The organism is Streptomyces sp. NPDC002889 (genome assembly GCF_042888425.1).
Taxonomy (GTDB): Bacteria; Actinomycetota; Actinomycetes; order Streptomycetales; family Streptomycetaceae; genus Streptomyces.
Map to the genome: position 1 here is coordinate 18047 of NZ_JBIAPT010000035.1, position 22600 is coordinate 40646.

The window sequence follows — 22600 nt, forward strand, 5'->3', positions numbered from 1 at the left end:
TCTTCGCCATCGTCGTGCACCTGGCCCGCCGCCCGGTCCCGCTTCTCCTGGAGAAGGACGGAGAGACTCGTGCGAATGACCGACATTCAGCGTTGCGAGATCAGACCCGGCCGTCTCGTGGAAGGAGTCCCATGTTCGAACTGCGCGATCGGTACGCCAAAACGGCTTGTTCGTACCGACGTGGCTGGGTACAGCATTCGATATCCCGGGACCGGTCGATCTCGACGTCCTGCAAGGAGGAGGCGGTGCAGCTTCTCCAAGACGCCGGCCTCGTGCCATCGCCCGAGTCGGCGCCAGCAGGTCTGCCCAGAGCCGACCCCAGCTCCAGCGGCAGCAGTTGCCAGCTGACGTTGTTGTAGAGCACGTACAAGATGCCCTGCAGGCACAGCCGGTCATCCACCGGCTTCGGGCCGGGAGCCTTCTGCGGCCAGGGTGGCAGCAACGGCTCGATCAGCGCCCACAGTTCGGCGTCCACGATCCACGGCAAATTCCCACTCACGAACGGCGCAATCGTCGTGCTGGTCACGCCCGACCAGCACACCTCAACAAGATCGTGTTACGCACTCTTATGTGCCCGGCCAGCACATTACTTTCCGCTTCCGCTTCTCACGTCAGCGGGGTGAGCATGATGATAAGAAAAGGCCACCTCCTCTCACATGACTGAGAGGCCGGGAGAGTCGTCAACCATTGAGCCAGAGCCAGGCCCAAACGACTTTGGGCTCTTGCGTTCTTGTTGCCAGGGGTGCTCTGCGTGTTCTCGTAGCGGTGCGGTCTGCGGTGCGCGACCATACGGACGCCGGCACAGACACAAGCATCGGCGTCATGCGCGAGGAAAGGGTCGGCCGCTATCCCCACATCGCCTGCCGCGAACCTGGCAGGCGTTCAGCCGGCGGGCGCCATAGCGGGCTACGAGGCGCGGGTCTCAGCGCTCGACACCACAGAAGGAAACATCTAGACAGGAAGAAGGACGGACGTGTCCGGCAGCGAAAGCGAGAACCCAGCAATCCCCTCCCCGGCCCCCGCGCCGACCGGCCCCAAAACGAACCGGGACTGGTGGCCGAATCAGCTGGACCTTCAAGTTCTCCTCCAGCACTCGCCTCGGCCCAATCCGATGGGTGAGGACTTCAACTACGCAGAAGAGTTCACGACCGTCGACCTCGACGCGCTGAAGCGGGACGTCTTCGAGGTGATGACGACGTCGCAGGACTGGTGGCCCGCCGACTACGGCCACTACGGGCCGCTCTTCATCCGGATGAGTTGGCATGCCGCAGGAACGTACCGTATCGCCGATGGCCGGGGCGGTGGCGGTTCCGGCGCTCAGCGCTTTGCCCCCCTCAACAGCTGGCCGGACAACGCGAGCCTCGACAAGGCGCGCCGTTTGCTCTGGCCGGTCAAGCAAAAGTACGGCCGGAAAATTTCTTGGGCCGACCTTCTGGTCTTCGCCGGCAACTGTGCCATGGAATCTATGGGGTTCAAGACATTCGGGTTCGGCTTCGGGCGAGAGGACATCTGGGAACCCGAGGAAATCTTCTGGGGGCTCGAGGACACATGGCTCGGAGATGAGCGCTACAGCGGCGACAGGAAACTCGCCGGTCCTTTCGGTGCCGTGCAGATGGGACTGATCTACGTCAATCCGGAGGGGCCCAACGGCAACCCGGATCCGATGGCTGCCGCCAGGGACATTCGCGAGACGTTCGCGCGTATGGCGATGAATGATGAGGAGACGGTTGCGCTCATCGTCGGCGGCCACACGTTCGGCAAGTGTCACGGTGCGGTCGATGCCGAGTACATCGGCCCCGAACCCGAGGCCAGCCCCATCGAGCAGCAGGGCCTCGGCTGGAGGAACGCTTACGGCAGCGGCAAAGGCGCAGACGCGCTCACCAGTGGGCTTGAGGGCGCATGGACTTCCGAGCCGACGAAGTGGGACAACGGGTACCTGGACAACCTGTTCAGGTACGACTGGGAGCTGACGACGAGCCCCGCCGGTGCGAAGCAGTGGACTCCCACGGATCCCTCGGCCAAGGGCACCGTGCCTGATGCTCACGATCCGTCGAAGAGGCACGCTCCCATGATGCTGACGACGGACCTGTCGCTGAAGATGGACCCCGTCTACGGGCCGATCACGAAGAGCTTCCACGAGAACCCGGACAAGCTCGCGGTAGCGTTCGCCAAGGCGTGGTACAAGCTGCTGCACCGCGACATGGGACCCCTCTCCCGTTACCTCGGCCCGTGGATTCCCGAGCCGCAGCTGTGGCAGGACCCTGTCCCCGAGGTCGATCACGAACTCGTCACGGACGAGGACATCGCAGCCCTCAGGGGCACGATCCTCGCCTCGGGACTGTCCGTCTCCCAGCTGGTCACCACCGCCTGGGCGTCGGCGGCGAGCTTCCGCAGCACCGACAAGCGTGGCGGGGCCAACGGGGCACGGATTCGGCTCGCGCCGCAAAGGGGCTGGGAGGTCAACGACCTGCCCGAGGTGGCTGAGGTGCTGCAGACCCTTGAGCAGATCCAGCAGGACTTCAACCGCTCACAGGTCGGCGGAACGAAGGTTTCACTCGCTGACCTGATCGTCCTGGGCGGGTGTGCGGCCGTCGAGCAAGCCGCGAAGAATGCCGGGCACGACATCACAGTCCCGTTCGCACCGGGGCGCACGGACGCCTCGCAGGAGCAGACGGACGTAGAGACGTTCGCCGTGCTGGAACCCAAGGCGGATGCGTTCCGCAACTACCTCCGGGCGGGAGAGAAACTGTCGCCGGAGACTCTCCTCCTGGACCGCGCCAACCTGTTGACCCTGACCGCTCCCGAGATGACGGTTCTGATCGGCGGCATGCGGGCCCTGAACACCGGCTTGGGGCGATCCCCACACGGCGTCTTCACCATCCGGCCGGAGACATTGACCAACGACTTCTTCGTCAACCTGCTCGACATGGGCACGGAGTGGAAGGTGTCGACGTCGGACGAGGACGTGTTCGAAGGTCGGGATGGTGCCACGGGCGAGGTCAAGTGGACCGCCACCGCCGTCGACCTCGTCTTCGGTTCGCACTCCCAGCTCCGAGCCCTCTCGGAGGTCTACGCGTCCGAGGACGTGGGAGAGAAGTTCGCGCGTGACTTCGTGGCAGCGTGGGACAAGGTGATGAACCTCGATCGTTTCGACCTCCGCTGAGCCCCATGTCCCGGTCGGCCGCTCATCGGCCGACCGGGACATCCCCGGGATCCGGGCAGCGCAGTGATGAGGGGTCCGTGACGGCTCCACCCACGACCACTTGGGCAACCACGCACCAATCGAAGAGGGTCACGTTGATCGCCGGCATCTCGCCGGTGATCGCTCAACCAATCAGCCTCCCGAGGCTGTAGATGTCGGCGCCGCAGCGCGCTCACTGGACCTGTTCCAGCCGGGACCTTCGTGGCCGCAGCAGCGTCGCCTCCTACTGGCTGCCGGTCGCCGGCATCCGCTGGCCCCGGGGGCCGGCACGGTGGCCGCCGGCCGCGACACCTTCCGTTCGCGGTCCCGCCCCGACCCGAACGGCAGCCGGTAACACCAACGAACCTGAGCCAGAGGAAGCCCAGGATTCGATTTCGAGCCGTACGTCGCCCTCAACTCCGCCGGGAGACCACCGCCTGGCTGCGGACCTGGACCGGTCGGCCGACCGCCTACCCGCCGGTCATCGCCGCGCCGCCCATGCGGTCGGCAGGGCGACGGCCCCTGGGCTGCTGCGGTTCCGGTTGTACGGGCACCGGCGGCAGGGGACGCTCCACGGGCCGGGACACCGTGACGGTGAGCGGCTCACCGTGGTGGAGGATCTGCAGCGGGTCCCCCTCCATCAGGGTGTAGACGGCTGCGGAGCTGCGGATGTCCACATGCAGCCTGCGCCCCCGCACCAGCACGGTGAACCGAAGGCCGGAGAGACGCTCGGGCAGCCGCGGGGCGAACCCCAGACCGCCCGCACCGCTCTCACCGTCGCACTGGCGCATTCCTCCGAGCCCGAGCACCAGCGCCATCCAGGTGCCCGCAAGGGAGGCGATGTGCAGACCGTCGCGGGTGTTGTGCTCCAGGTTCTCCAGGTCCATCAGGGCCGCCTCGCCCAGATAGGCATAGGCCAGCCGGAGGTGTCCCGTCTCGGCGGCCATGACGGCCTGGCAGCACGCCGACAGCGAGGAGTCCCGTACGGTCAGCTGCTCGTAGTAGGCGAAGTTGCGGGCCTTCTCCTCTCCGGTGAAGGCGTCGCCGCAGGTCAGCATGGCGAGGACCAGGTCCGCCTGTTTCACGACCTGTTTGCGGTAGAGGTCGAAGTACGGGAAATGCAGCATCAGCGGGTACTGCTCCGGGGAGGTGTTGTCGAAGTCCCACCGCTGGAAGCCCGTGAACCCGGCCGACTGCTCGTGCACACCGAGCGTCTCGTTGTACGGCACGGCGATCCGGGCGGCGGCGTCCCGCCATGCGGCGGTCTCCTCGTCGTCGACCCCCAGTTCCTCCGCGCGTTCGACGTGGCGCACCGCCGCCTCCGCGGCAGCCACCAGATTCCGGCGCGCCATCAGGTTGGTGTAGAGGTTGTCGCGGGCGATGGCGCTGTACTCGTCGGGGCCCGTGACGCCGTCGATATGGAAGACGCCCTCCGCGTCGTGATGGCCGAGCGAGCGCCAGAGCCGCGCGGTGTGCACCAGCAGTTCCAGTCCCGGCCCCCGCTCGAACGCCTCGTCGCCGGTGGCGGTCACGTACCGCAGCACGGCGTCGGCGATGTCGGCGTTGACATGAAACGCGGCCGTGCCCGCCGGCCAGTACGCCGAGCATTCCGCGCCGGTGATGGTCCGCCACGGGAACGCCGCTCCGGCCAGCCCCAGCTGATGGGCGCGGTCCCGGGCCGCGGGCAGGGTCCTGTGCCGCCAGCGCAGGACCGGGGCGACGGACTGGGGGGCCGTGTAGGTGAGCACCGGGAGGACGAAGGACTCCACGTCCCAGAACGAGTGCCCGTCGTAGCCCGTCCCCGTCAGCCCCTTGGCGGGGATCGCCCGTTCCTCGCCGCGGGCCGCGGCCTGCAGCACATGGAACAGCCCGAAGCGCACGGCCTGCTGGATCTCCGCGTCCCCGTCCACCTCGACGTCCGCGCCGGACCAGAAGCTGTCCAGATAGGCCCGCTGCTCGGCGAGCAGCCCGTCCCAGCCGGTGCCGCGGGCGGCGGCGACCGCGCCGTCGACCTGGTCGTGGACGGCAGGCAGCGACCTCTCCGCGGACCACCCGTACGCCACGAACTTCACCAGCCGCAGCCGCTCGCCGGGCGCCAGGGCGGCGGTGACCGTGAGCCTGCTGACGTCGGGCTCGCTCTCGGCCGACCAGGCCGTCCCCTCGGGGCCCTCGACGATGTGCTCGGCCGCGGCCGCGACCCGCTGGCCGCTCCTCCTGGTGCGGTGCACCAGGCGCAGCCGCGTGTCCTGGGCGAAGTCCTCCTCCGCCTCGAGCGGGGACTCGACCGCGGCCGCGACCCGCGGGTCGCCGGTGTCGTGCGGCATCTGCTCGTTGGCGACCAGCTCGGACTGGACGGCCACGGTGACCCCGGCGTCCAGCGGCTCCACCTCGTACGCGATCGCCGCGATGGCGCGCTGGGTGAACGACACCAGCCGGTACGAGGTGATGCGGACGGCGCGGCCGGCCGGGGAGGTCCACTCCGCGGTGCGGCGGAGGACTCCTGTACGGAAGTCCAGCACCCGCTCGTGTGCCGTGAGTTCGCCGTACCGCAGGTCGTAGGGGTGGTCGTCCACCAGCAGCCGGATGATCTTCCCGTCGGTGACGTTGATCATCGTCTGACCGGACTCCGGATAGCCGTAGCCGGCCTCGGCGTACGGCAGCGGATGAAGTTCGTGGACACCGTTGAGATAGGCGCCGGGAAGCCCGTGCGGTTCGCCCTCGTCGAGATTGCCGCGCCATCCGATGTGGCCGTTGGCGAGCGCGAACACGGACTCGCTCTGCGCGAGGACGTCGAGGTTCAGCTCGGTCTCGCGCAGGCACCACGGTTCGACCGCATAGCCGGGATGGTTGATCATCGTGACTCCAGCAGTTCGGCGAGATCCTTCACCACGATGTCCGCGCCGTGCCGCCGGAGTTCCGCGGCCTGCCCAGCCCTGTCGATGCCCACGACAAGGCCGAACCCCCCTGCCCGGCCGGCCTCCACGCCCGCCAGGGCGTCCTCGAAGACCGCCGCGGCACCCGGTTCGGCGCCCAGGGCACGGGCGGCTGCCAGATAGGTGTCCGGTTGCGGCTTGCCCCGCAAACGCTGCTCCCTGGCGACGATCCCGTCGATGCGCTCCTCGAAGAGATCTTCGATGCCCGCCGCGGCCAGCACATCGCGGCAGTTGGCGCTCGAGGAGACCACGGCACGCCGCAGACCCGCGTCCCTGGCGGCGCTCACATACGCCACCGAGCCCTCGTAGGCCTCCACCCCCTCCTCACGGATCTTACGGAGCACCAGCGCGTTCTTACGGGTGCCCAGGCCGTTCACCGTCTCCCTGTCCGGCCCGTCGTCGGGCGCACCCTCGGGCAGCCGGATCCCCCGCGAGGCGAGGAACGTGCGCACCCCGTCCTCGCGCGGCCGGCCGTCCACGTACTCGTCGTAGTCGTGCACGGAGTCGAACGGCTCGAAGGGAACGCCCTCACGTTCGGCGCGCCGGCGGAGGTAGTCGTCGAACATCTCCTTCCATGCCGCCGCGTGCACCTTCGCGGTGCGCGTGAGGACGCCGTCGAGGTCGAACAGGCACGTGCGTACGTGATCCGGAAGCCCCAGCATGCCGTCGAGGCTAGAAGGGTGAGGCGGTCGCCGGGGGCGTCGGATGCCGCCCGCCGCGCCATGCGTAGCCCGTGGGGATGATGTGCCGGTGTCATCCGGAGCAGCCGCGGGCGCGGGCGGGCACCGCGCCCGCGCCGCACGGGACCGCTCGCGAGTGTCAGCGAGCGTCCGGCAGGCTCCACCGGTAGGGCGCGATGAGCCGGTCGACCGACTCGGGGCCCCAGGAGCCCGGTGCGTAGGGCTCGACCGGCCGCGGGTTCTCCAGCAGCGGGGCGGATGCCTCCCAGAGCCGCTCGATCCCGTCGGAGCGGGTGAACAGGGACTGGTCCCCGAGCATCGCGTCCAGGATGAGGCGCTCGTATCCCTCCAGCGCGTACATCGAGTTGACGGAGTCGGCGTAGTTGAAGACCATCTCGGCCTCGCTCAGGCGCATGGCGGGTCCTGGCTCCTTCACCAGGAAACGGGCGGCGATCCGGCCGGGGTCATCGAAATCGATCACCAGTTCGTTGTTCCGGGATTCCGTGCCGCTCTGCGCGGCCAGGGGGAACATGCGAAGCGCCGGTTCCCGGAAGCCGAGCGTCACGACGTGCCGCCCCTGGCCGAGCGCCTTGCCCGAGCGCAGGTAGAAGGGCACTCCGGCCCACCGCCAGTTGTCGAGTTCGACGCGCAGTGCGACGAAGGTCTCGGTGTCCGACCGGGGGTCGACGCCCGGCTCGTCGCGATAGCCCTCGTACTGGCCGCGGACGACCTGTGCCGGATCCAGCGGCCGCATGCTCTCGAAGACCTTCTCCTTCTCGTCCCGCAGGGGCTTCGCCGCAAGGGCGGTCGGGGGTTCCATCGCCACGAACCCCATGAGCTGGAAGAGGTGAGTGACGATCATGTCCCGGAAGGTGCCGGTCCCTTCGAAGAACTGTGCGCGGCCCTCGATGCCGATCTTCTCCGGCACGTCGATCTGCACATGGCTGATGTGGTCGCGGTTCCACACGGGCTCGAGGAGGCCGTTGGCGAAGCGGAGGGCGAGGATATTGTCGACGGACTCCTTGCCGAGGAAGTGGTCGATGCGGAAGACGCGGGACTCGTCGAAGACCGCGTGGACCGTCGCGTTCAGGGCCTGGGCCGAGGGGAGGTCCGTGCCGAAGGGCTTCTCCACGATGACACGGGCGTTGTCGGCGAGGCCGGTCGTGCCGAGCAGCTCCACGACGGAGCCGAAGGCCTTGGGCGGCACGGCGAGGTGGAACAGCCGCCGGGGGGTGCCGCCGACGGCCCGCTCGGCCTCCCGTACGGCCTCCAGGAGCGGCTCGGGGGCGTCGGGGTCGGCCGCGCCGAAGGACAGCGCGTCCTCGAACTCCTGCCACGCCTTGCCCTCGGGCTTCGACCTGCCGAACTCGGCGACCGCCTCCCGTGCCCGCTTGCGGAATTCGTCGTCGCTGAGCGCGACCTGGGAGGGCGCCGAGCCGACGACACGGAAGCGGGGCGGCATCAGCCCCGCCTTGGCCAGGTGGAAAAGCCCCGGCAGGAGCTTGCGCCGGGCCAGGTCGCCGGTCGCGCCGAAGAGCACGATGACGTGGTCCTCCGGGACCGGGGGACGGCTTTCCGGCTGGGAAGGGCCGACCACGGTTCACCCTGCCTTCTCGGCGTGACCGCCGAACTCGCCGCGCATCGCGGACAGCAGCTTGTCGGTGAACTCGCCCAGCCCGCGCGATTCGTACCGCTGCGTCAGCGCAGACATGATGACCGGGGCGGGCACGCTCTCGTCGACCGCCGCCAGGACCGTCCAGCGACCCTCCCCCGAGTCCGAGACGCGGCCGGTGAACGTGTCGAGCTCGGGCGAGCGCGCCAGTGCGTCGGCGACCAGGTCGACAAGCCATGAACTGACGACCGAGCCCCGGCGCCACACCTCGGCGACCTCGGCGACGTCGATCTCGTACTGGTAGGCCTCCGGCTCGCGCAGCGGGGCGGTCTCGGCGTCGACGGCCCGGCGGCGCAGGCCCGCGTCCGCGTGCTTGATGATGCTGAGCCCCTCGGCGACGGCGGCCATCATCCCGTACTCGACTCCGTTGTGCACCATCTTCACGAAGTGGCCCGCGCCGCTCGGGCCGCAGTGCAGATAGCCCTCGGGCGAGGTCCCGTCGGTGCGGGTCCTGCCCGGGGTGGGCTCGACGCTCCCGGCGCCGGGGGCGATGGTGCGGAAGATCGGGTTCAGCCGTGCCACCGCGTCGTCCTCGCCTCCGATCATCAGGCAGTAGCCCCTTTCGAGGCCCCAGACGCCGCCCGAGGTCCCGCAGTCGACGTAGTGGATTCCGCGGGGAGCGAGCTGCTTCGCCCGGGCTATGTCGTCCCGGTAGTACGAGTTGCCGCCGTCGACGACGGTGTCATCGGGGTCCAGCAGCGCGGCCAGCTGGTCCAGTGTCGGCTGCACCACCCCGGCGGGGAGCATCAGCCAGACGTTCCTGGGCTTTTCCAGCTTGTCGACGAAGTCATGGAGCGAGGTGGCGGCCGTCGTCCCCTCCTTCTCCAGCTCCTGCACGGCCTCCCGGTCGAGGTCGTAGACGACGCATCGGTGGCCGTCACGCATCAGCCGGCGCACGAGATTGGCGCCCATCCGGCCGAGCCCGATCATGCCGAGCTGCATGGGTGTGTCAGTGGTCATGTCCGGCTTCCCGTTCTTCAGAGCGCGGTAATGACGGATGAGGGCGTTGGCGGACGGCTCGTGGCCGAGGTCCGGCTCAAGTCGTCGCCTCCTGCCGGGACTCCACCAGTTCCCGTGCGACCTCGGCCACCCGCTGCGGGGTGAACCCGAACTTCGTGAGCAGTTGTTTCAGAGGCGCCGAGGCACCGTAGGTGTGCATGCCGACCAGGGCGCCCCCGTCTCCCACGTAGCGGTCCCAGCCGAACGTCGATGCCTGTTCGATGCCGACCCGCGCGGTCACCACCGGCGGCAGGACCTCGTCGCGGTACTCCCGCGGCTGACGGTCGAACAGCTCCCAGCACGGCATGCTGACCACCCGGGCCCCGATGCCGTCGGCTGCGAGTTCGTCCCGGGCGGCCAGCGCCAGGGACACTTCGGATCCGGTGGCGAGCAGGATCACCTGTGGCTCGCCGGAGGGCGGGTCCGCCAGCACATAGGCACCGCGTGCGACACCCGAGGCGGCGGCCAGCCTCGTTCGGTCGAGCGTGGGCAGCGCCTGGCGGGAGAGGACCAGTGCCGCCGGCTCGTGGCGCAGGCCGGCGACCAGCCGCCAGGTCTCGACGACTTCGCCCGCGTCGCCGGGGCGGAACACGAGCAGGCCCGGCATCGCGCGCAGGCCCGCAAGCTGTTCGACCGGCTGGTGGGTGGGTCCGTCCTCGCCGACGCCGATGGAGTCGTGCGTGAAGATGTGGACGACCGGGATCTCCATCAGCGCGGACAGCCGGATGGCCGCCTTGGCGTAGTCGGAGAAGATGAGGAATCCCGACCAGTACGGCCGCAGCTTGGTCAGGGCCATACCGTTGGCGACGGCCGCCGCGGCGTGCTCCCGGACGCCGAGGTGGAGGTTGCGCCCGGACGGGCTCTCCGGCTGGAAGTCTCCGGCGCCGTCGAAGGTGAGACGGGTCTTGGTCGACGGCGCGAGGTCGGCGGAGCCGCCGACGAGCCAGGGAACGCCCTGCGCGAGGGCGTTGAGCACCTGGGCCGAGGAGTCCCTGGTGGCCAGGCCCTTGGGGTCGGCGGGGAAGTCGGGAAGCTTGCTGTCCCATCCGTCCGGGAGTTCACGGCGCTGCATGCGCTCCAGCTCGTCGGCGAGTTCGGGCCAGGCGGCGCGGTATGCGTCGAACCGTTTCTCCCAGGCGGTGCGCAGTTGTGCACCACGCGCACCGATGCCCTGGCCGAACCCGTCACGGACCTCCTCGGGAATCCAGAACTGCTCGTCCTCGGGTATGCCGAGGAAGCGCTTGGTCGCCCGGACGCCGTCCGGTCCGAACGGTGCTCCGTGGGCCTTCGGTGAGTCCTCGACGGGTGAGCCGTAGCCGATGTGGCTGTGCACCAGGACCAGGGTGGGGCGCTCGGTCTCGGCCCGGAAGGTGTGGAAGGCGCGGGCGACGGCGTCGAGGTCGTTGGCGTCGGCGACGGTGGTCACGTTCCAGCCGTACGCGAGGAAGCGTGCGGCGACGTCCTCGGTGAAGGTGATGCCGGTGTGGTCCTCGATGGTGACCCGGTTCGAGTCGTAGATCCAGCACAGGTGGGACAGCCGTTGATGCCCTGCGAGCGAGGCGGCTTCCGAGGCGACGCCCTCCATCATGCAGCCGTCCCCGGCGAGCGCGTACACGTCGAAGTCGAAGAGGGGGAAGTCCTCCCGGTTGTACCGCGCGGCGAGCCACCTGCCGGCCATCGCCATCCCGACGGAGTCCGCCACCCCCTGGCCGAGCGGCCCCGTCGTGGCTTCGACACCGCTCGTCCAGCGGTACTCGGGGTGACCGGGGCAGCGGGAGCCGAGCTGACGGAACGACTTCAGGTCGTCGAGCGTCACCGCCGGCCGTCCCAGCACTTCGTAGTCCGGGTCGACGGCACGGACGCCCGTCAGATGGAGCAGGGACCACAGCAGCGTCGAGGCGTGCCCCTCTGAGAGCACGAAGCGGTCGCGGTTGGGCCAGATCGGGTCCTGGGGATCGAACCGCAGGAACCGCTGCCAGAGGGTGTAGGCGACGGGTGCGATCCCCATGGGCGTGCCCGGGTGGCCGGACTGGGCCTTCTGGACGGCGTCCATGCAGAGACCGCGGACGGTGTTCACCGACAGCGTGTCCAGGTCGGTCATGGGCGTTCCCCGATCTCGGTGGGCTCAGGTCGGACCGCCGCCCGGCGCGCCCGCCGACGGCAGTCCGGCGCCGGGTGGGCCGCGCAGCGTTGGCGATCCTGCTCGGAGGATGCCGGGAGCGCCCGCTGCGACGCCTCACCCGCGACGGGTGACATGTGTCAGGCGTGCGGAACGACGGCGACGGGACAGGGAGCGTGGTGGATCACCGCGTGGGTGACCGAACCGATGTGCGCGCCCGATGCCGCCCTGCGCCGACCGACGACAACAAGTCCCGCATCGGACGCGGCCTGGACAAGGTGGCCGGCCGCCCTCCCGGGAGCGGTCTCCTCGGACACCTTCACGCCCGGGAACCTGTCCCGGTAGGGGCGCACCGCGCCCGACAGCGCCGACTCCCGCTCCGCCTTGGTCCCCGGGTCGGGGCCGCCGTGCCCGGCAGCCGCGGCATGGTGGTGAAGGCCCGGAAAGTGCCAGGTGTGCACGATGTGCAACGGGACGGCGTGTCGTGCAGCGAAGTCGAACGCGAAGTCGAGAAGTTCGTCCTTCACATCGCGTACGTCCAGACCGAGGACCACTTTTCGGCGTCCGTCGCCACCGGGGGCGCCGGCGCTTGCCTCCCGGTCGCCGTAATCCGGCCGTACGAGCACCACCGGATGCTTCGCCTCCGCCACGACCTCCTGCCCCACCGAGCCGATGATGAAGCCGCCGACGGTGCCGAGTCCGGGCGACCCCAGGACGAGCAGGTCCGCGTCGGAGCCTGCGGCCAGCAGCGCCCTGGCGGGGGCATCCTCGACCTCCTCCGTGGCCATGGCGACCCCCGACTGGCGCGCCCGGACGCGCTCCTCCATCGCGCCCAGCAGGTTCTGCTCCCGGTCGGTCCGGGTCTCGCGGGACGGCTTCACGGCCTGGAGCTGGTGCTGCGGCCACTGCGAGGCGTTCACCAGCCGGAGGCCGGTACCGCGCGCCGCGGCCTCGTCCGCGGCCCAGTCCACTGCCGCCAGGCTCTCCTCGGAGTCGTCCACTCCCACAACGACGGGTCGGGACATGCTCTCTCCTTGCCTCGGGCTCTTGCGGGGGCCGTCACGAGGGCCGTCACGGGCATCCGAGCAAAAGGGCACCTGATCAAAAAATTACCCATACACCAGAAATGCCGCGATTCAGGGCATCACAGACAGTGAACCGTGCCCTCCGCGGGCGGCAGGCACCGGTGGTCCGTGCGCGGTCGGCCGGCCGGTCCCGTACGGACGAGAACGGAGCCCCCGCCCCGGACGGGAGGGAGTTCCGCAGGATCCCGGTGAACACCTCCGCCGCTCCGTTCAGGGCGACCCGGGGGAAGACGGTGAGGTCCCGTCGCCACGGTGGCCCGACCCGCAGATGCACACAGTCCTCACCGCACCTCCTGGAACAGCGACCTGGGAATCATGGCTCGACGAGGAGGGATTCCTCGACGGTGTACGCCGTACTTGTTCTCTCCGCGGTATGAGTACGACACCGGCTTGCAGCCTTCCGTCACCGGTGCAGGTTGCGCAGAACTGCGGCGAGTGAGGCGATCGCTGCGGGGTTGCGCGGGCTCTCCACCAGCTCCGCGTAGTCGAGGACGACGATGCGGTCGTGCTTGATCGCCGAGACATCCGCGAGCGGCGGGTAGGACTTCAGGAACTTCCTCTTCTGCTCGGCGCCGGTGTCCCCGTAGTCGTTGATCACGATCACTTCGGGGTCCCGCTCGACGACGGTCTCCCAACCGACGGTCGTCCAGCTGTCGTTGAGGTCCTTCATGACGTGGTCGCCGCCGGCCTTGGTGATGATGTCGTGCGGCCCCGCGTACGCGCCTGAAGTAGAGGCCTGTCGCGGCCGCCGTCGTAGAGGAAGACGCGGGGCCGGTCGGCTCCCTTCGGGGCCTTCGCCTGCGCTTCGGTCACCTGCTTCCGGAACTTCGCGACAAGGGCTTCGGCGCGGTCCTCGACGTCGAAGAGCTTCCCCAGATTCCGCAGATCGGCGTAGAGCGCTTCGAGCGGCGGCATCACGCCACGAGCCTTGCCGCGCCCGTTGCGGCAGGACTCGGTCAGCACGTACGAGCCGATACCGACCCTCTCCAGCTCGGCGGGGGTGAAGCCTTCCCCCTCAGTGAAGCCGTAGTTCCAGCCCGCGAAAACCAGATCCTGCGGGCATCGGCGCAGCACCTCTCGCAGTCCACGGCGAGTTGTCAGGAGCCTTCACCGCCGCGGGTAATCGGGCTCACGGGGCGCCGGGCCTGCGTACAGGTTCGTCACTCCGCCTACCGTTGCGGGTCAGCGCCGGACTTCGACCGGACTTCCCCCGCGGGGCGTTGGCAGCTTAGCGCGCTCCTGGCTGTGCGCCACCAGGGGAAGCCGGCGGCGCACGGCTCCGTGCGCCGCCGGTCCCGTGCCGGATCGGATACAACTCTGGCGCCGGTGCGGCAGGTTCGACTTCGCGGCGAAACGGGGTACTTGGCGAACCTCTCCGGACCATGCCCTGCGGCCCGCCCGGAAGGCCGGCTCACTGGCATGGACGAAGCGCCTATAGCGGCTGGAGTCGGCACCTCGGACACTAAGGGTGAGCGGGCGGCTATTTTCGGTCAGAGGTGCGATTCGTGACTCCCCGTACGAGAACGACCAAGGCCCGCCGGGCGAGGGTTGTACAGATCCTCTTGCCGGGAGACCTCAACGCGTGTCATTCATCCGGAAGTTGCCCTGTTCTGGCGGAAGATTTGCCGACCTGATGGAGATACCGCAAGAGAAACGACCGAAAGTGTTCTTTGCGTTTTGACTGTTGATCGACCTGGCGGTGAAGGTCTGGCTCATGTCCCCGTCATCCCCTGTCGCATCCAGCGGTCTGCTGCGCATGCGCGACTTCCGTCTCCTGCTCGCCGGCGCCGCTGCCGGTCAAGTCGGCGCCCAGGTCACTCTGGTAGCGCTCCCGCTGGTGGCGGTTCTCGTGCTGAAGGCACCCGCGTTCCAGGTGGGACTGCTCACGGCCGCCGAGACCGCCGCGTTCCTCCTGATAGGGCTGCCTGCGGGCGCCTGGGTCGACCGGATGCGGAAGCTCCCGCTGATGATCCGGGCCGATACGGTGCGCGCCGTGGCCATGGCGAGTGTCCCGCTGGCCGCAGTCGCCGACGTACTGACGATGGCGCAGCTGTACGTCGTCGCCCTGGTCACCGGCGCGGCAACCGTCTTCTTCGACGTGGCCCACCAGAGCTACCTGCCCGAACTGCTTCCCAAGGAGCGGCTGATGGCGGGCAACGGCGCCTTGGAGACGGTCCGCTCATCGGCCCACGTCGCCGGCCCGGGGATCGGCGGCGGACTCGTGCAGGTCCTCGGGGCCCATCTGGCGATCGTGGCCGACGCGATCGGCTATGCCGTGTCCGCGCTGTTCCTGCTGGCCATGAAGCGGACCCCCGAGAGCCGGCCCGAGCCGGTTCCGGGCGCGTCCCTGCGCAAGGACATCGGAGAAGGCCTCCGGTTCGTGCTCGGCCACCCCTTGCTACGGGTCATCGCCGCAACGACCGGCCTCGGCAACTTCTTCGCCGCGCTGCTGATGGCCACTCAGACCGTCTTCCTGGTACGGACGATCGGCCTGCAGCCGGTCGCCATCGGTCTGATGCTCTCCGCGTCCGCCGTGGGCGGACTCGTCGGTGCACTGAGCGCCGCCACGCTCGCCGGCCGCCTCGGGCAGGCCCGCATCATCTGGCTCTCCGCCCTGGCAACCGGGCCGTTCGCACTGTTGTGGCCGCTGTCCGGACCGGGAGCCGGCGCCGCCCTGTTCGCCATCGGCTCCGGCGTGGTCTCCTTCGGCGCCGTTGTCTACAACGTCGCCCAGGTCAGCTTCCGTCAGACGCTCTGCCCGCCCCGGCTGCTCGGCCGGATGAACGCCACACTGCGCTTCCTCGTGTGGGGCACCCTGCCGCTCGGCGCCGTCGTGGGCGGCGCCGTCGCGGGCGCCTTCGATCCGCGCGCCGCGCTCTGGGTCTGCGCGATCGGCTTCCTCGTCGTACCGCTGCCGTTGCTGCTCTCCCCCCTGCGCCGCATGCGCGATCTGCCGGCCGCGCCGGTCGGCACGCAGGACCCGGAAGACCCTGCCACGCGCGACACCGGCGGCCACCCCGAGCCCGTCGCGGCCGGCTGATCGAAGCCCCTCTTCCAGCTCCGGCCTGCCTGCCGGGCATTTCTTGCTGCCGTCCCGCCCGAGCGTCGTGGCGCGGCATCCGGCACGCGGCCGTGACAGCCACGACAGAGAGGACAACGTGCACCTCAGCATCACGGGCCAGTACCTGGCTCGCTACCAACGCATCGCCGCCGACAACGGGGAAATCGATCTGCTGCCCGTCACCGGAGCTCAGCGGCGCTTCGTCCTGGTGCGTTCCCTGGACCCCGCCGGACGGCCGGACATCGTCCCGATGTTCTTCGCCTTCCCCCGCGGCACCGTGGATCCGGTACGGCTGCGAGCGGCCGCGAACCACCTGGCCGCCCGGCACCCGGTGCTGCGCGCCCACCCGGAGGTACTCCGCGGCACCCCCGTGCTTCGCCTGGCGGAGCCGGACGTACCGGTGGAACGAGTTGTTCGCGCCCCCGGCGAAGACGCGGCCACCACCCTGCGCCGAGCCCTGGGCGCCTGGACCGCGCAGGGCTCGCCGCTGCGGCTCTACCTGGCCGAGGACGGACCGGACGCCGAGGAAGAGGTGCTCGCCGTCGTACTGGAGCACACCGCCTGCGACGGCCAGTCGCTGGCACGCATCGTCGAGGAGCTGAGCAGCGCCTACCGCGACGGGATCGGCCCCGGAGAACTCGCGCCCATCGACGCGGCCGCCGAACTGGCCGCCTACCGGGAAGCGGTCCTGATGCAGCTCGACGCCGAGCAGCACGCGGGGTCGTCCGCCGCGCTGGAGTACTGGGGCGGGCGGCTGCGCGAGATGCGCGAACGCGCTCCGCTGCCCGGGCAGCAGGCTCTCGCCTCCGGCACGCTGCCCACCGGCGCGGCCGAACTGCGGCTGCCCGCTCCGGCCTCCGGCGCACCGTTCCCCGCGCTGCTCGACGCCTGCCGGGCAACGGCCCGCGTCCTGTACGGAGCCGGTCATGTGTCACCGATCGGGTACCCGTGGGGCGGTCGCCCGGCCGCCGCGGCACCGGTGGTCGGCTGCTTCCTCAACACCGTGGTCTTCCCCGCGGGGACCGATGACGTCCCCGACGGCCCGAGCGGCGGCGGCCCCTTCGGCGCGGAGGCGACGGCCACCGACTGGTGGGGTGACCTCGACCGGGCGGACGCCCCCTTCGACGAAGTCGTGCACGCCGCGCGGTCGGCCGGGTCCCTGTGGTCGGGCCGACTGGACGGCCTGCTGACCGTCGACGACGCCCGTCGCCGTCCACCGCTGAGCCTGAGCGACGTGGCAGGCCGCGAGGTCCACATCGACGGCCGGCACGTGCGGGCCCCGTTCGCCGTGTCCGTCACGCACGGGCCGGAACTCCACATCCGCATGGTGTGGGACCGCCACGTGCTCGACGACCACACGGCCGAAGCCGGGTTCGGTGCTTTCTGCACGGCCCTGGCCGCCCCGGAGCGAGCCGACGTCACCGTCGGCTGAACGCCGAGGTCGTACACGGAGACGGCACACCGCCGAGCCGTACACGGCCGGCTCACCGCACACCCCTCGAGCCACAGAACCACAGAGCCGCCCCGAAGCCACCGAGCACGGCCGGACCGCGCGATCCGCGGACCGGCCTGCGAACCCCGGGTGGGGAGCACAACCGTGCCCCGACCCGCATCCGAAGAACCCGACCCGACAACCTCAGGGATCGCCCATGCTTCCCCTCTCCTCGTCGCAGGAGATCGTCTGGCTGCACGAACAAGTGCAGCCCGGCAGCCGCGCCTACAACTTCACCGCCTCACTCGACCTGTGGGGGACGCTGGACACCGAGGCCCTGCGCCGCGGACTCGCCGCCGCCCTCGACCGTCACCCCGGACTCCGCCTGGAGCTCGTGGCTGTCCCCGGCGCGATGCCCGCCCAGCGGGCCGCCGACGCCTGTGCCCCCCGGCTGCGCAGCGTGGACCTGACCGGGGAGGCCGACCCGGAGGCCGCGTTCGCCGAGCTGCTGCGCACCGAGGCCGAGACCCCGCTCGACACCTATGAGGCGCCGCTGCTGCGCTGGACCCTGGCGCGGCTCGCCGACGACCAGCATCGGCTCATCCACGTCGAGCACCACCTGATCCACGACGGGCACTCCTTCGCGATCCTGCTGGGCGATGTCTTCACCGTCTACCGCGCCCATGTTCTCGGTGAGCCGGTCGCTCTGCACCCCGCGCCCTCGTACGTGGACCATGTGCGTGCCCAGGCCGACGCCCCGGCCGACGACATACGAACCATGGCCCGGAAGGCAAGCCTTGAGTACTGGGCCGACGAACTGCGCGGCGCCTCCCACGACATGCCGTTGCCCGGTCTGACCCGGCCCGGCGCCCGGCGCAGGCACCACGGCGGACAGCTGCGGCAGTCGATCGGCGCGGATCTGACAGAGCGGCTGCGCGCCCACACCCGCGAGCGCGGCCTGACCCCGTTCTCCACGTTGCTCGGGCTTTTCGCGGAACTCCTGCGCCGGCACAGCGGCCGCACCCAGATGGTTGTCGGAACCGCCGTCGGCAACCGCCCGCGGGGGTTCGAGGACGCCGTGGGCATGTTCGTCAACACCATCCCGCTGCGGCTTCGCCTGGACCCGAAGGCTCCGGCCGAGGACACCATGGACGAGGTGACCGACACCCTCATCCGGGCTCTGCCGCATCAGGAGGTGCCGGTCCAGGAATCGACCCGCGCACTGGCCCTGCACACCTCCGGCGCGGACAACCCCCTGTTCAGCGTCATGTTCAGCGCGCACGACGCGGCCCTGCCCGAGATCGAGGTGCCAGGCCTGGACATCACCCTGTTCGAAGGGTTCAACACCGGCACCACCCGATTCGACCTCGACGTCGTCCTGCTGCCCGACGACCGGCGTGGAGTGGGCCCCCGGCACGGGGCGCCCGGCATGACGCTGGTCTGGGACTACGACGCCGATCTCTTCGGCGAGGACGTGGCGAAGCTGCTCGCCGAACGCTTCCTGGATCTGCTGCGCGCCTACCTGGACGCTCCCGCCACCGTGCTCGCCGACCTCGCCCTCCCGGCGACGGCCGTCGATCCCGCACCCGAACCGCACGCCGTCGCGCAGGGACGGGACGCACTCGACCCGGCCGCCGCCCACGACGCCTCGCTGCCCGCGCTGCTGATCGGGGCCCGCCGGCTCACCTATGGCGACCTCGACGAGCAGGTCACCTCCCTCGCGCAGCGGATGCGGGACGCCGGTGTGAGGGCCGGTCAGCCGGTCGCCGCCGTACTGCCGCGCGGCGCCGAGTCGGTGGTGACGCTGCTGGCCTGTCTGCGGACCGGAGCCGTGTACTGCCCGCTCTCACCGTCCGACCCGGTCACCCGTCTGGAGCTGCTGCTCGGGCGGCTCGGCCCTGCGCTCGTGCTCACCTGCGCCGACGCGGGAGCGACGCTGCCCGCACACCTGCCGACGTCGACGATCGATGCCCCCTCCTTCCCTGCCGCGCGACCTGCCGATGTGGTGGCCGGCGCGGCGTACATCATCCACACCTCGGGTTCGACCGGCATACCCAAGCCCGTCGCGGTGGGCCGGGCGGCCCTGGAGAACCATCTGACCGGCGCGGCCGAGCGGTTCGGCCTGGCCGCCGGTGACCGGGTGTTGCTGTTCGCCCAGCCCTCGTTCGACGTGGCGCTGGAAGAGGTCCTTCCCTCGCTCTACGCCGGCGCCTGTCTTGTCGTACCGGAGCGGGAAGTACCCACCGGAGCAGAACTCGCCGAACTGCTGGCGGCCGCCCGGGTCACCGTCGCCAACCTCCCGACCAGTTACTTCCTCGCCACCCGCGAGGAGTTGCGGCCGGTGCTGCGCGAGCGCCGCTGGGCGCCGAGGCTGGTGGTACTCGGCGGTGAGCGCATCCCGGCGGACGCGATGCGCGGGTTCCTCGCCGACACCGACGCCACCGTGTTCAACGTCTACGGAGTGACCGAAGCGGCGATCAGCTCGACCGTGCACGAGATCAGCCGTGAGAACCTCGCGGGCGGGGCGGAGATCCCCCTCGGCACCGAACTGCCCGGCGAGCGGATCCACGTCCTGGACGCGGCGCTGCGTCCCCTGCCTGCCGGTGCGGTCGGTGAACTGGCCATCGCCGGCGCCGGTCTGGCCGAGGGGTACGTCGGCAACCCTGAGGCCACCGCGGCGCGATTCGTACGGATCGAGGCACTGAACGGCGAACGGGTCTATCTCACCGGCGACCTCGGCTACCGGGATCGCCACGGCCTGTTGCACTTCCTGGGACGCCGCGACAACCAGATCAAACTGCGCGGCTACCGCATCGAACTGGAGGAGGTGGAGGCCGCCGCATCGGCCGTGCTCGGCGGACGTTCCTGTGCCGTCGTACTGGACCGGGAAGCGGCCGGTGGACCGCGCCTGGTCGGCTTCCTGGAGAACTCCGGCGAACAGCAGCCGTGGGACGAGCAGGCGATGCACATCGAACTGAGCCGCCGTCTGCCGGGTGCCCTCGTACCCGGCCGATGGGCGCTGCTGGACTCCATGCCGACACTGGCCGGCGGCAAGCCGGACCGAGTGGCGCTGGCCCGTCTGGCCGCCGCACTCGAACCCACCGCACGGGCCGAGGAGAGCGCCACGGCCGAAACCGCCCCCGCGGCATTCGCCGATCCAACTCTGGCGCTGCTCGCCGAGGGCTGGCGCGAGGTGCTGGGCCACAGTCGGTTCACCGCTGCCTCCCACTTCTTCCGGACCGGCGGGCACTCGCTGCTCGCCGCGCGGCTGGCGGCCTGGCTGGAACCCCGCATCGGCGGACGTCCGCCGATGCAGCTGCTCTTCCGGAACCCGGTCCTGTCCGACCAGGCGCGTGCCCTTGGCGCTTTCGCCACGCCGACCGCTGCTGCTGCTCCCCACACCGCTACGACCACGCCGACGGAGTCGTGATGACCGACATGCCGAGTGACACGCCGAGGGGGGCCGCGCCGATGGCCGGGCCGTCTGCCGAGCCGATGGCCGAGCAGCTGATGGACGGCCGTGAGGGGGCCCTGCCGAGCGTCCTCCACGGCACCCCCCATCCCGAAGCCACCGCCGCCGGTGTGCTCTCCCGCTTCGAGGAATGGGTACGCCGCAGTCCCGAGGCCCCTGCCGTGGTCGACGGGACCCGTACCTGGAGCTACCGTCAGCTGGACGAGGCGGCCGACGACGTCCTTCGCGCCCTGGGCGACCGGGTCCGCCCGGGCGACCTGGTCGGCGTCTGCCTGGACCGCTCGGCGGCGCTGGTCGTGACCGCGATCGCCCTCGCCCGGATCGGCGCGGTCTATCTCCCGCTGGGCCCCCGCCCCGGTGAGCGCCGCATCGACGCGGTCACCGAGGACGTCGCCGTGGTCTGTCTGATCGGCGACCCCGCCGTGCTGCCCACCCGCCATCAGGCCGCCGAAGAGATCGCGCTGCCGCTGCCGGGAGAGGGGACGAACGCCGCCCCGAAGGCCGTCGCGGCCTTCGCCCCTCCCGTGGCGAGTGCGCGCCCGGCTCCGCAGGAAGCCTTCTACGCCGTGCTGACCTCCGGCTCCACCGGGCGGCCGAAGGCCGTCGCCGTCGCGGAACCCGCTCTGTCCGCCCTGCTGGACTGGTACCGCGCCGATACGGGCCTGGCGCCAGGAGACCGGCAGTCCCTGCTGATCGGCGTCGCGTTCGACCCGCATGTGATGGAGCTGTGGGCCGGCCTGACGTCCGGCGCGGCTCTGGTTCCCGCTCCGGACGCTGTTCGCTGGGACCCGGCCGAACTCACCGCATGGTGGCGCGAGGCCGCCGTGACGGTGTGTGTCGTGGCCACTCCGATGGCCGAACCGGTGCTGGACCGGCCCTGGCCGCAGGAGCTGAAACTGCGTCACCTCATCGTCGGCGGCGACCGGATGCGCCGGCACCCCGGTGCGGATGTGACCGCCACGGTGCACAACGCGTACGGGCCTGCCGAGGCCACCGTCGTCACCACCACCCACGCCCTGCGCGCCACGGACGACGCGCGCGACGGGACCGCTCCGTCGATCGGAACTCCGATCCCGGGCGCCACGGTCGTCGTCACCGCAGCGGACGGCCGTGTCGTCGCCCGCGGTGAGGCCGGCGAACTGTGCATCGGCGGCACGTGCCTGGCACTCGGCTATCTGGACCCGGAACTGACGGCGCGGCGGTTCACCGCCCCGCCCGCGGGGATCGACGCGGGGCGGACAGAGCGCGTGTACCGCACCGGGGACCGGGTGCGGATGCTGGACGACGGCAGGCTGGAGTTCCTCGGCCGTCTCGACGATCAGGTGAAGATCAGCGGGGTACGGATCGAACCGGCCGAGGTGGAGGCCGCGCTCGAACAGAACCCGTCGGTGCGCAGCGCGGTCGTCACCGCGCCCCGTTCCGCCGACGCGAGCGCCCGCCTGGTGGCGTACGTCCTGGCATCCGACGGAGCGACCGCTGAGGAGCTGCTGTCCGCGGTGCGCGCCTGGCTTCCCGAGCAGGCCGTGCCCTCGGCCGTGCGGATCCTGGACGCCTTCCCGCTCGACGCCAACGGCAAGGTCGACCGCGCCCAACTGCTGAAGCAGGCTGCGGCCCCCGCGGAGCCGGTCGCCAACGGCAGCGCCACTGCCGGCAACGGCGATCCGCACGACGGCGCGACGCAGAGCGAGCGACTGGTCCTGCGGGTGGTGCGCGACCTGCTGGACAGCCCCCGTACCGGACTGAGCGACAACTTCACCGAGGCCGGCGGAACCTCGCTCGTCGCCTCGCGCCTGCTGACCGTGATCGAGAAGGAGACCGGAGTGCGTCTGCGCGCACCGGAGTTGCTTCGCCAGCCGGACCTTCGGGCAGTCGCCGCCGTGCTCGACAAGCGCTGCGCCGCCGTCAGTCCGGCGGTGGCCTGAGATGGCGACTGTCCCGGCGCACTCCCCCGACCACAGGAAGGAAA

11 protein-coding genes, 3 pseudogenes and 1 riboswitch are annotated in these 22600 nt (G+C 70.4%); of the genes and pseudogenes, 6 read left to right on the forward strand and 8 right to left on the reverse strand.

Going from position 1 to position 22600, the window contains the following annotated elements:
• Nucleotides 1-75: 75 nt before the first annotated feature.
• Nucleotides 76-235: pseudogene (locus ACFYWI_RS35065) on the forward strand (acyltransferase papA2); the annotation flags it as partial.
• On the opposite strand, the pseudogene ACFYWI_RS35070 reads toward ACFYWI_RS35065, so the two are convergent.
• Nucleotides 231-487, reverse strand: a pseudogene (locus ACFYWI_RS35070) (transposase); the annotation flags it as partial. The pseudogenes ACFYWI_RS35065 and ACFYWI_RS35070 sit on opposite strands and share 5 nt — an antisense overlap.
• 486 nt (nt 488-973) lie before the next feature.
• Here ACFYWI_RS35070 and katG point away from each other — a divergent pair.
• Entirely contained in the window at nt 974-3163 is a 2190-nt protein-coding gene (katG, locus tag ACFYWI_RS35075; RefSeq protein WP_389239834.1) for a catalase/peroxidase HPI, read from the forward strand.
• A gap of 488 nt (nt 3164-3651) precedes the next feature.
• On the opposite strand, the gene ACFYWI_RS35080 is transcribed toward katG, so the two are convergent.
• The 7 genes and pseudogenes from ACFYWI_RS35080 to ACFYWI_RS35110 form a co-directional block, all read right to left on the reverse strand.
• On the reverse strand, nt 3652-6036 hold the full coding sequence (locus ACFYWI_RS35080) for a glycoside hydrolase family 65 protein (RefSeq protein WP_389239835.1): 2385 nt from the start codon (nt 6034-6036) through the stop codon (nt 3652-3654).
• Complete coding sequence (locus ACFYWI_RS35085; protein WP_389239836.1) at nt 6033-6776, reverse strand: HAD family hydrolase; 744 nt, start codon at nt 6774-6776, stop codon at nt 6033-6035. Before ACFYWI_RS35085 ends, ACFYWI_RS35080 begins: the two co-directional genes overlap by 4 nt.
• Before the next feature lie 157 nt (nt 6777-6933).
• Entirely contained in the window at nt 6934-8391 is a 1458-nt protein-coding gene (gene zwf / locus ACFYWI_RS35090; RefSeq protein WP_389239837.1) for a glucose-6-phosphate dehydrogenase, read from the reverse strand.
• Between the two features lie 3 nt (nt 8392-8394).
• Nucleotides 8395-9426 carry a phosphogluconate dehydrogenase (NAD(+)-dependent, decarboxylating) gene (gnd, locus tag ACFYWI_RS35095; RefSeq protein WP_389239838.1) on the reverse strand — a complete coding sequence of 344 codons (1032 nt, stop codon included), beginning with the start codon at nt 9424-9426 and terminating at the stop codon, nt 8395-8397.
• A 76-nt stretch (nt 9427-9502) separates the two neighbouring features.
• The gene (gene tkt, locus ACFYWI_RS35100; RefSeq protein ID WP_389239839.1) at nt 9503-11566 is read right to left on the reverse strand and encodes a transketolase; all 2064 of its coding nucleotides are present in this window, start codon (nt 11564-11566) and stop codon (nt 9503-9505) included.
• A gap of 158 nt (nt 11567-11724) precedes the next feature.
• Nucleotides 11725-12609, reverse strand: a complete 885-nt coding sequence (locus ACFYWI_RS35105; RefSeq protein WP_389239840.1) for a universal stress protein — start codon at nt 12607-12609, stop codon at nt 11725-11727.
• A gap of 463 nt (nt 12610-13072) precedes the next feature.
• Nucleotides 13073-13584 (reverse strand): annotated as a pseudogene (locus ACFYWI_RS35110) (ABC transporter substrate-binding protein).
• Between the two features lie 202 nt (nt 13585-13786).
• A riboswitch (cobalamin riboswitch) is annotated at nt 13787-13880 on the reverse strand.
• A gap of 503 nt (nt 13881-14383) precedes the next feature.
• On the opposite strand from ACFYWI_RS35110, the gene ACFYWI_RS35115 reads away from it, so the two are divergent.
• From ACFYWI_RS35115 to ACFYWI_RS35130, 4 genes are all read left to right on the forward strand, one after another.
• Nucleotides 14384-15709: an MFS transporter gene (locus ACFYWI_RS35115; RefSeq protein ID WP_389239842.1), complete on the forward strand. Its 1326-nt coding sequence runs from the start codon at nt 14384-14386 to the stop codon at nt 15707-15709.
• A 118-nt stretch (nt 15710-15827) separates the two neighbouring features.
• Nucleotides 15828-17162: a condensation domain-containing protein gene (locus ACFYWI_RS35120; protein ID WP_389239843.1), complete on the forward strand. Its 1335-nt coding sequence runs from the start codon at nt 15828-15830 to the stop codon at nt 17160-17162.
• 217 nt (nt 17163-17379) lie between these two features.
• Entirely contained in the window at nt 17380-20592 is a 3213-nt protein-coding gene (locus ACFYWI_RS35125) for an amino acid adenylation domain-containing protein (protein WP_389239844.1), read from the forward strand.
• Nucleotides 20592-22556, forward strand: coding sequence for a non-ribosomal peptide synthetase (locus ACFYWI_RS35130; RefSeq protein ID WP_389239845.1), 1965 nt, complete (start codon nt 20592-20594; stop codon nt 22554-22556). Before ACFYWI_RS35125 ends, ACFYWI_RS35130 begins: the two co-directional genes overlap by 1 nt.
• Nucleotides 22557-22600 lie beyond the last annotated feature (44 nt).

Excerpts from the sequence above, each read along its gene's own strand:
- ACFYWI_RS35085 (WP_389239836.1), bottom strand. The coding sequence starts at position 6,776 with ATGCTGGGGCTTCCGGATCACGTACGCACGTGCCTGTTCGACCTCGAC.
- gnd (WP_389239838.1), bottom strand. The coding sequence starts at position 9,426 with ATGACCACTGACACACCCATGCAGCTCGGCATGATCGGGCTCGGCCGG.
- ACFYWI_RS35125 (WP_389239844.1), top strand. The coding sequence starts at position 17,380 with ATGCTTCCCCTCTCCTCGTCGCAGGAGATCGTCTGGCTGCACGAACAA.
- ACFYWI_RS35130 (WP_389239845.1), top strand. The coding sequence starts at position 20,592 with ATGACCGACATGCCGAGTGACACGCCGAGGGGGGCCGCGCCGATGGCC.
- ACFYWI_RS35105 (WP_389239840.1), bottom strand. The coding sequence starts at position 12,609 with ATGTCCCGACCCGTCGTTGTGGGAGTGGACGACTCCGAGGAGAGCCTG.
- ACFYWI_RS35080 (WP_389239835.1), bottom strand. The coding sequence starts at position 6,036 with ATGATCAACCATCCCGGCTATGCGGTCGAACCGTGGTGCCTGCGCGAG.
- ACFYWI_RS35115 (WP_389239842.1), top strand. The coding sequence starts at position 14,384 with ATGTCCCCGTCATCCCCTGTCGCATCCAGCGGTCTGCTGCGCATGCGC.
- tkt (WP_389239839.1), bottom strand. The coding sequence starts at position 11,566 with ATGACCGACCTGGACACGCTGTCGGTGAACACCGTCCGCGGTCTCTGC.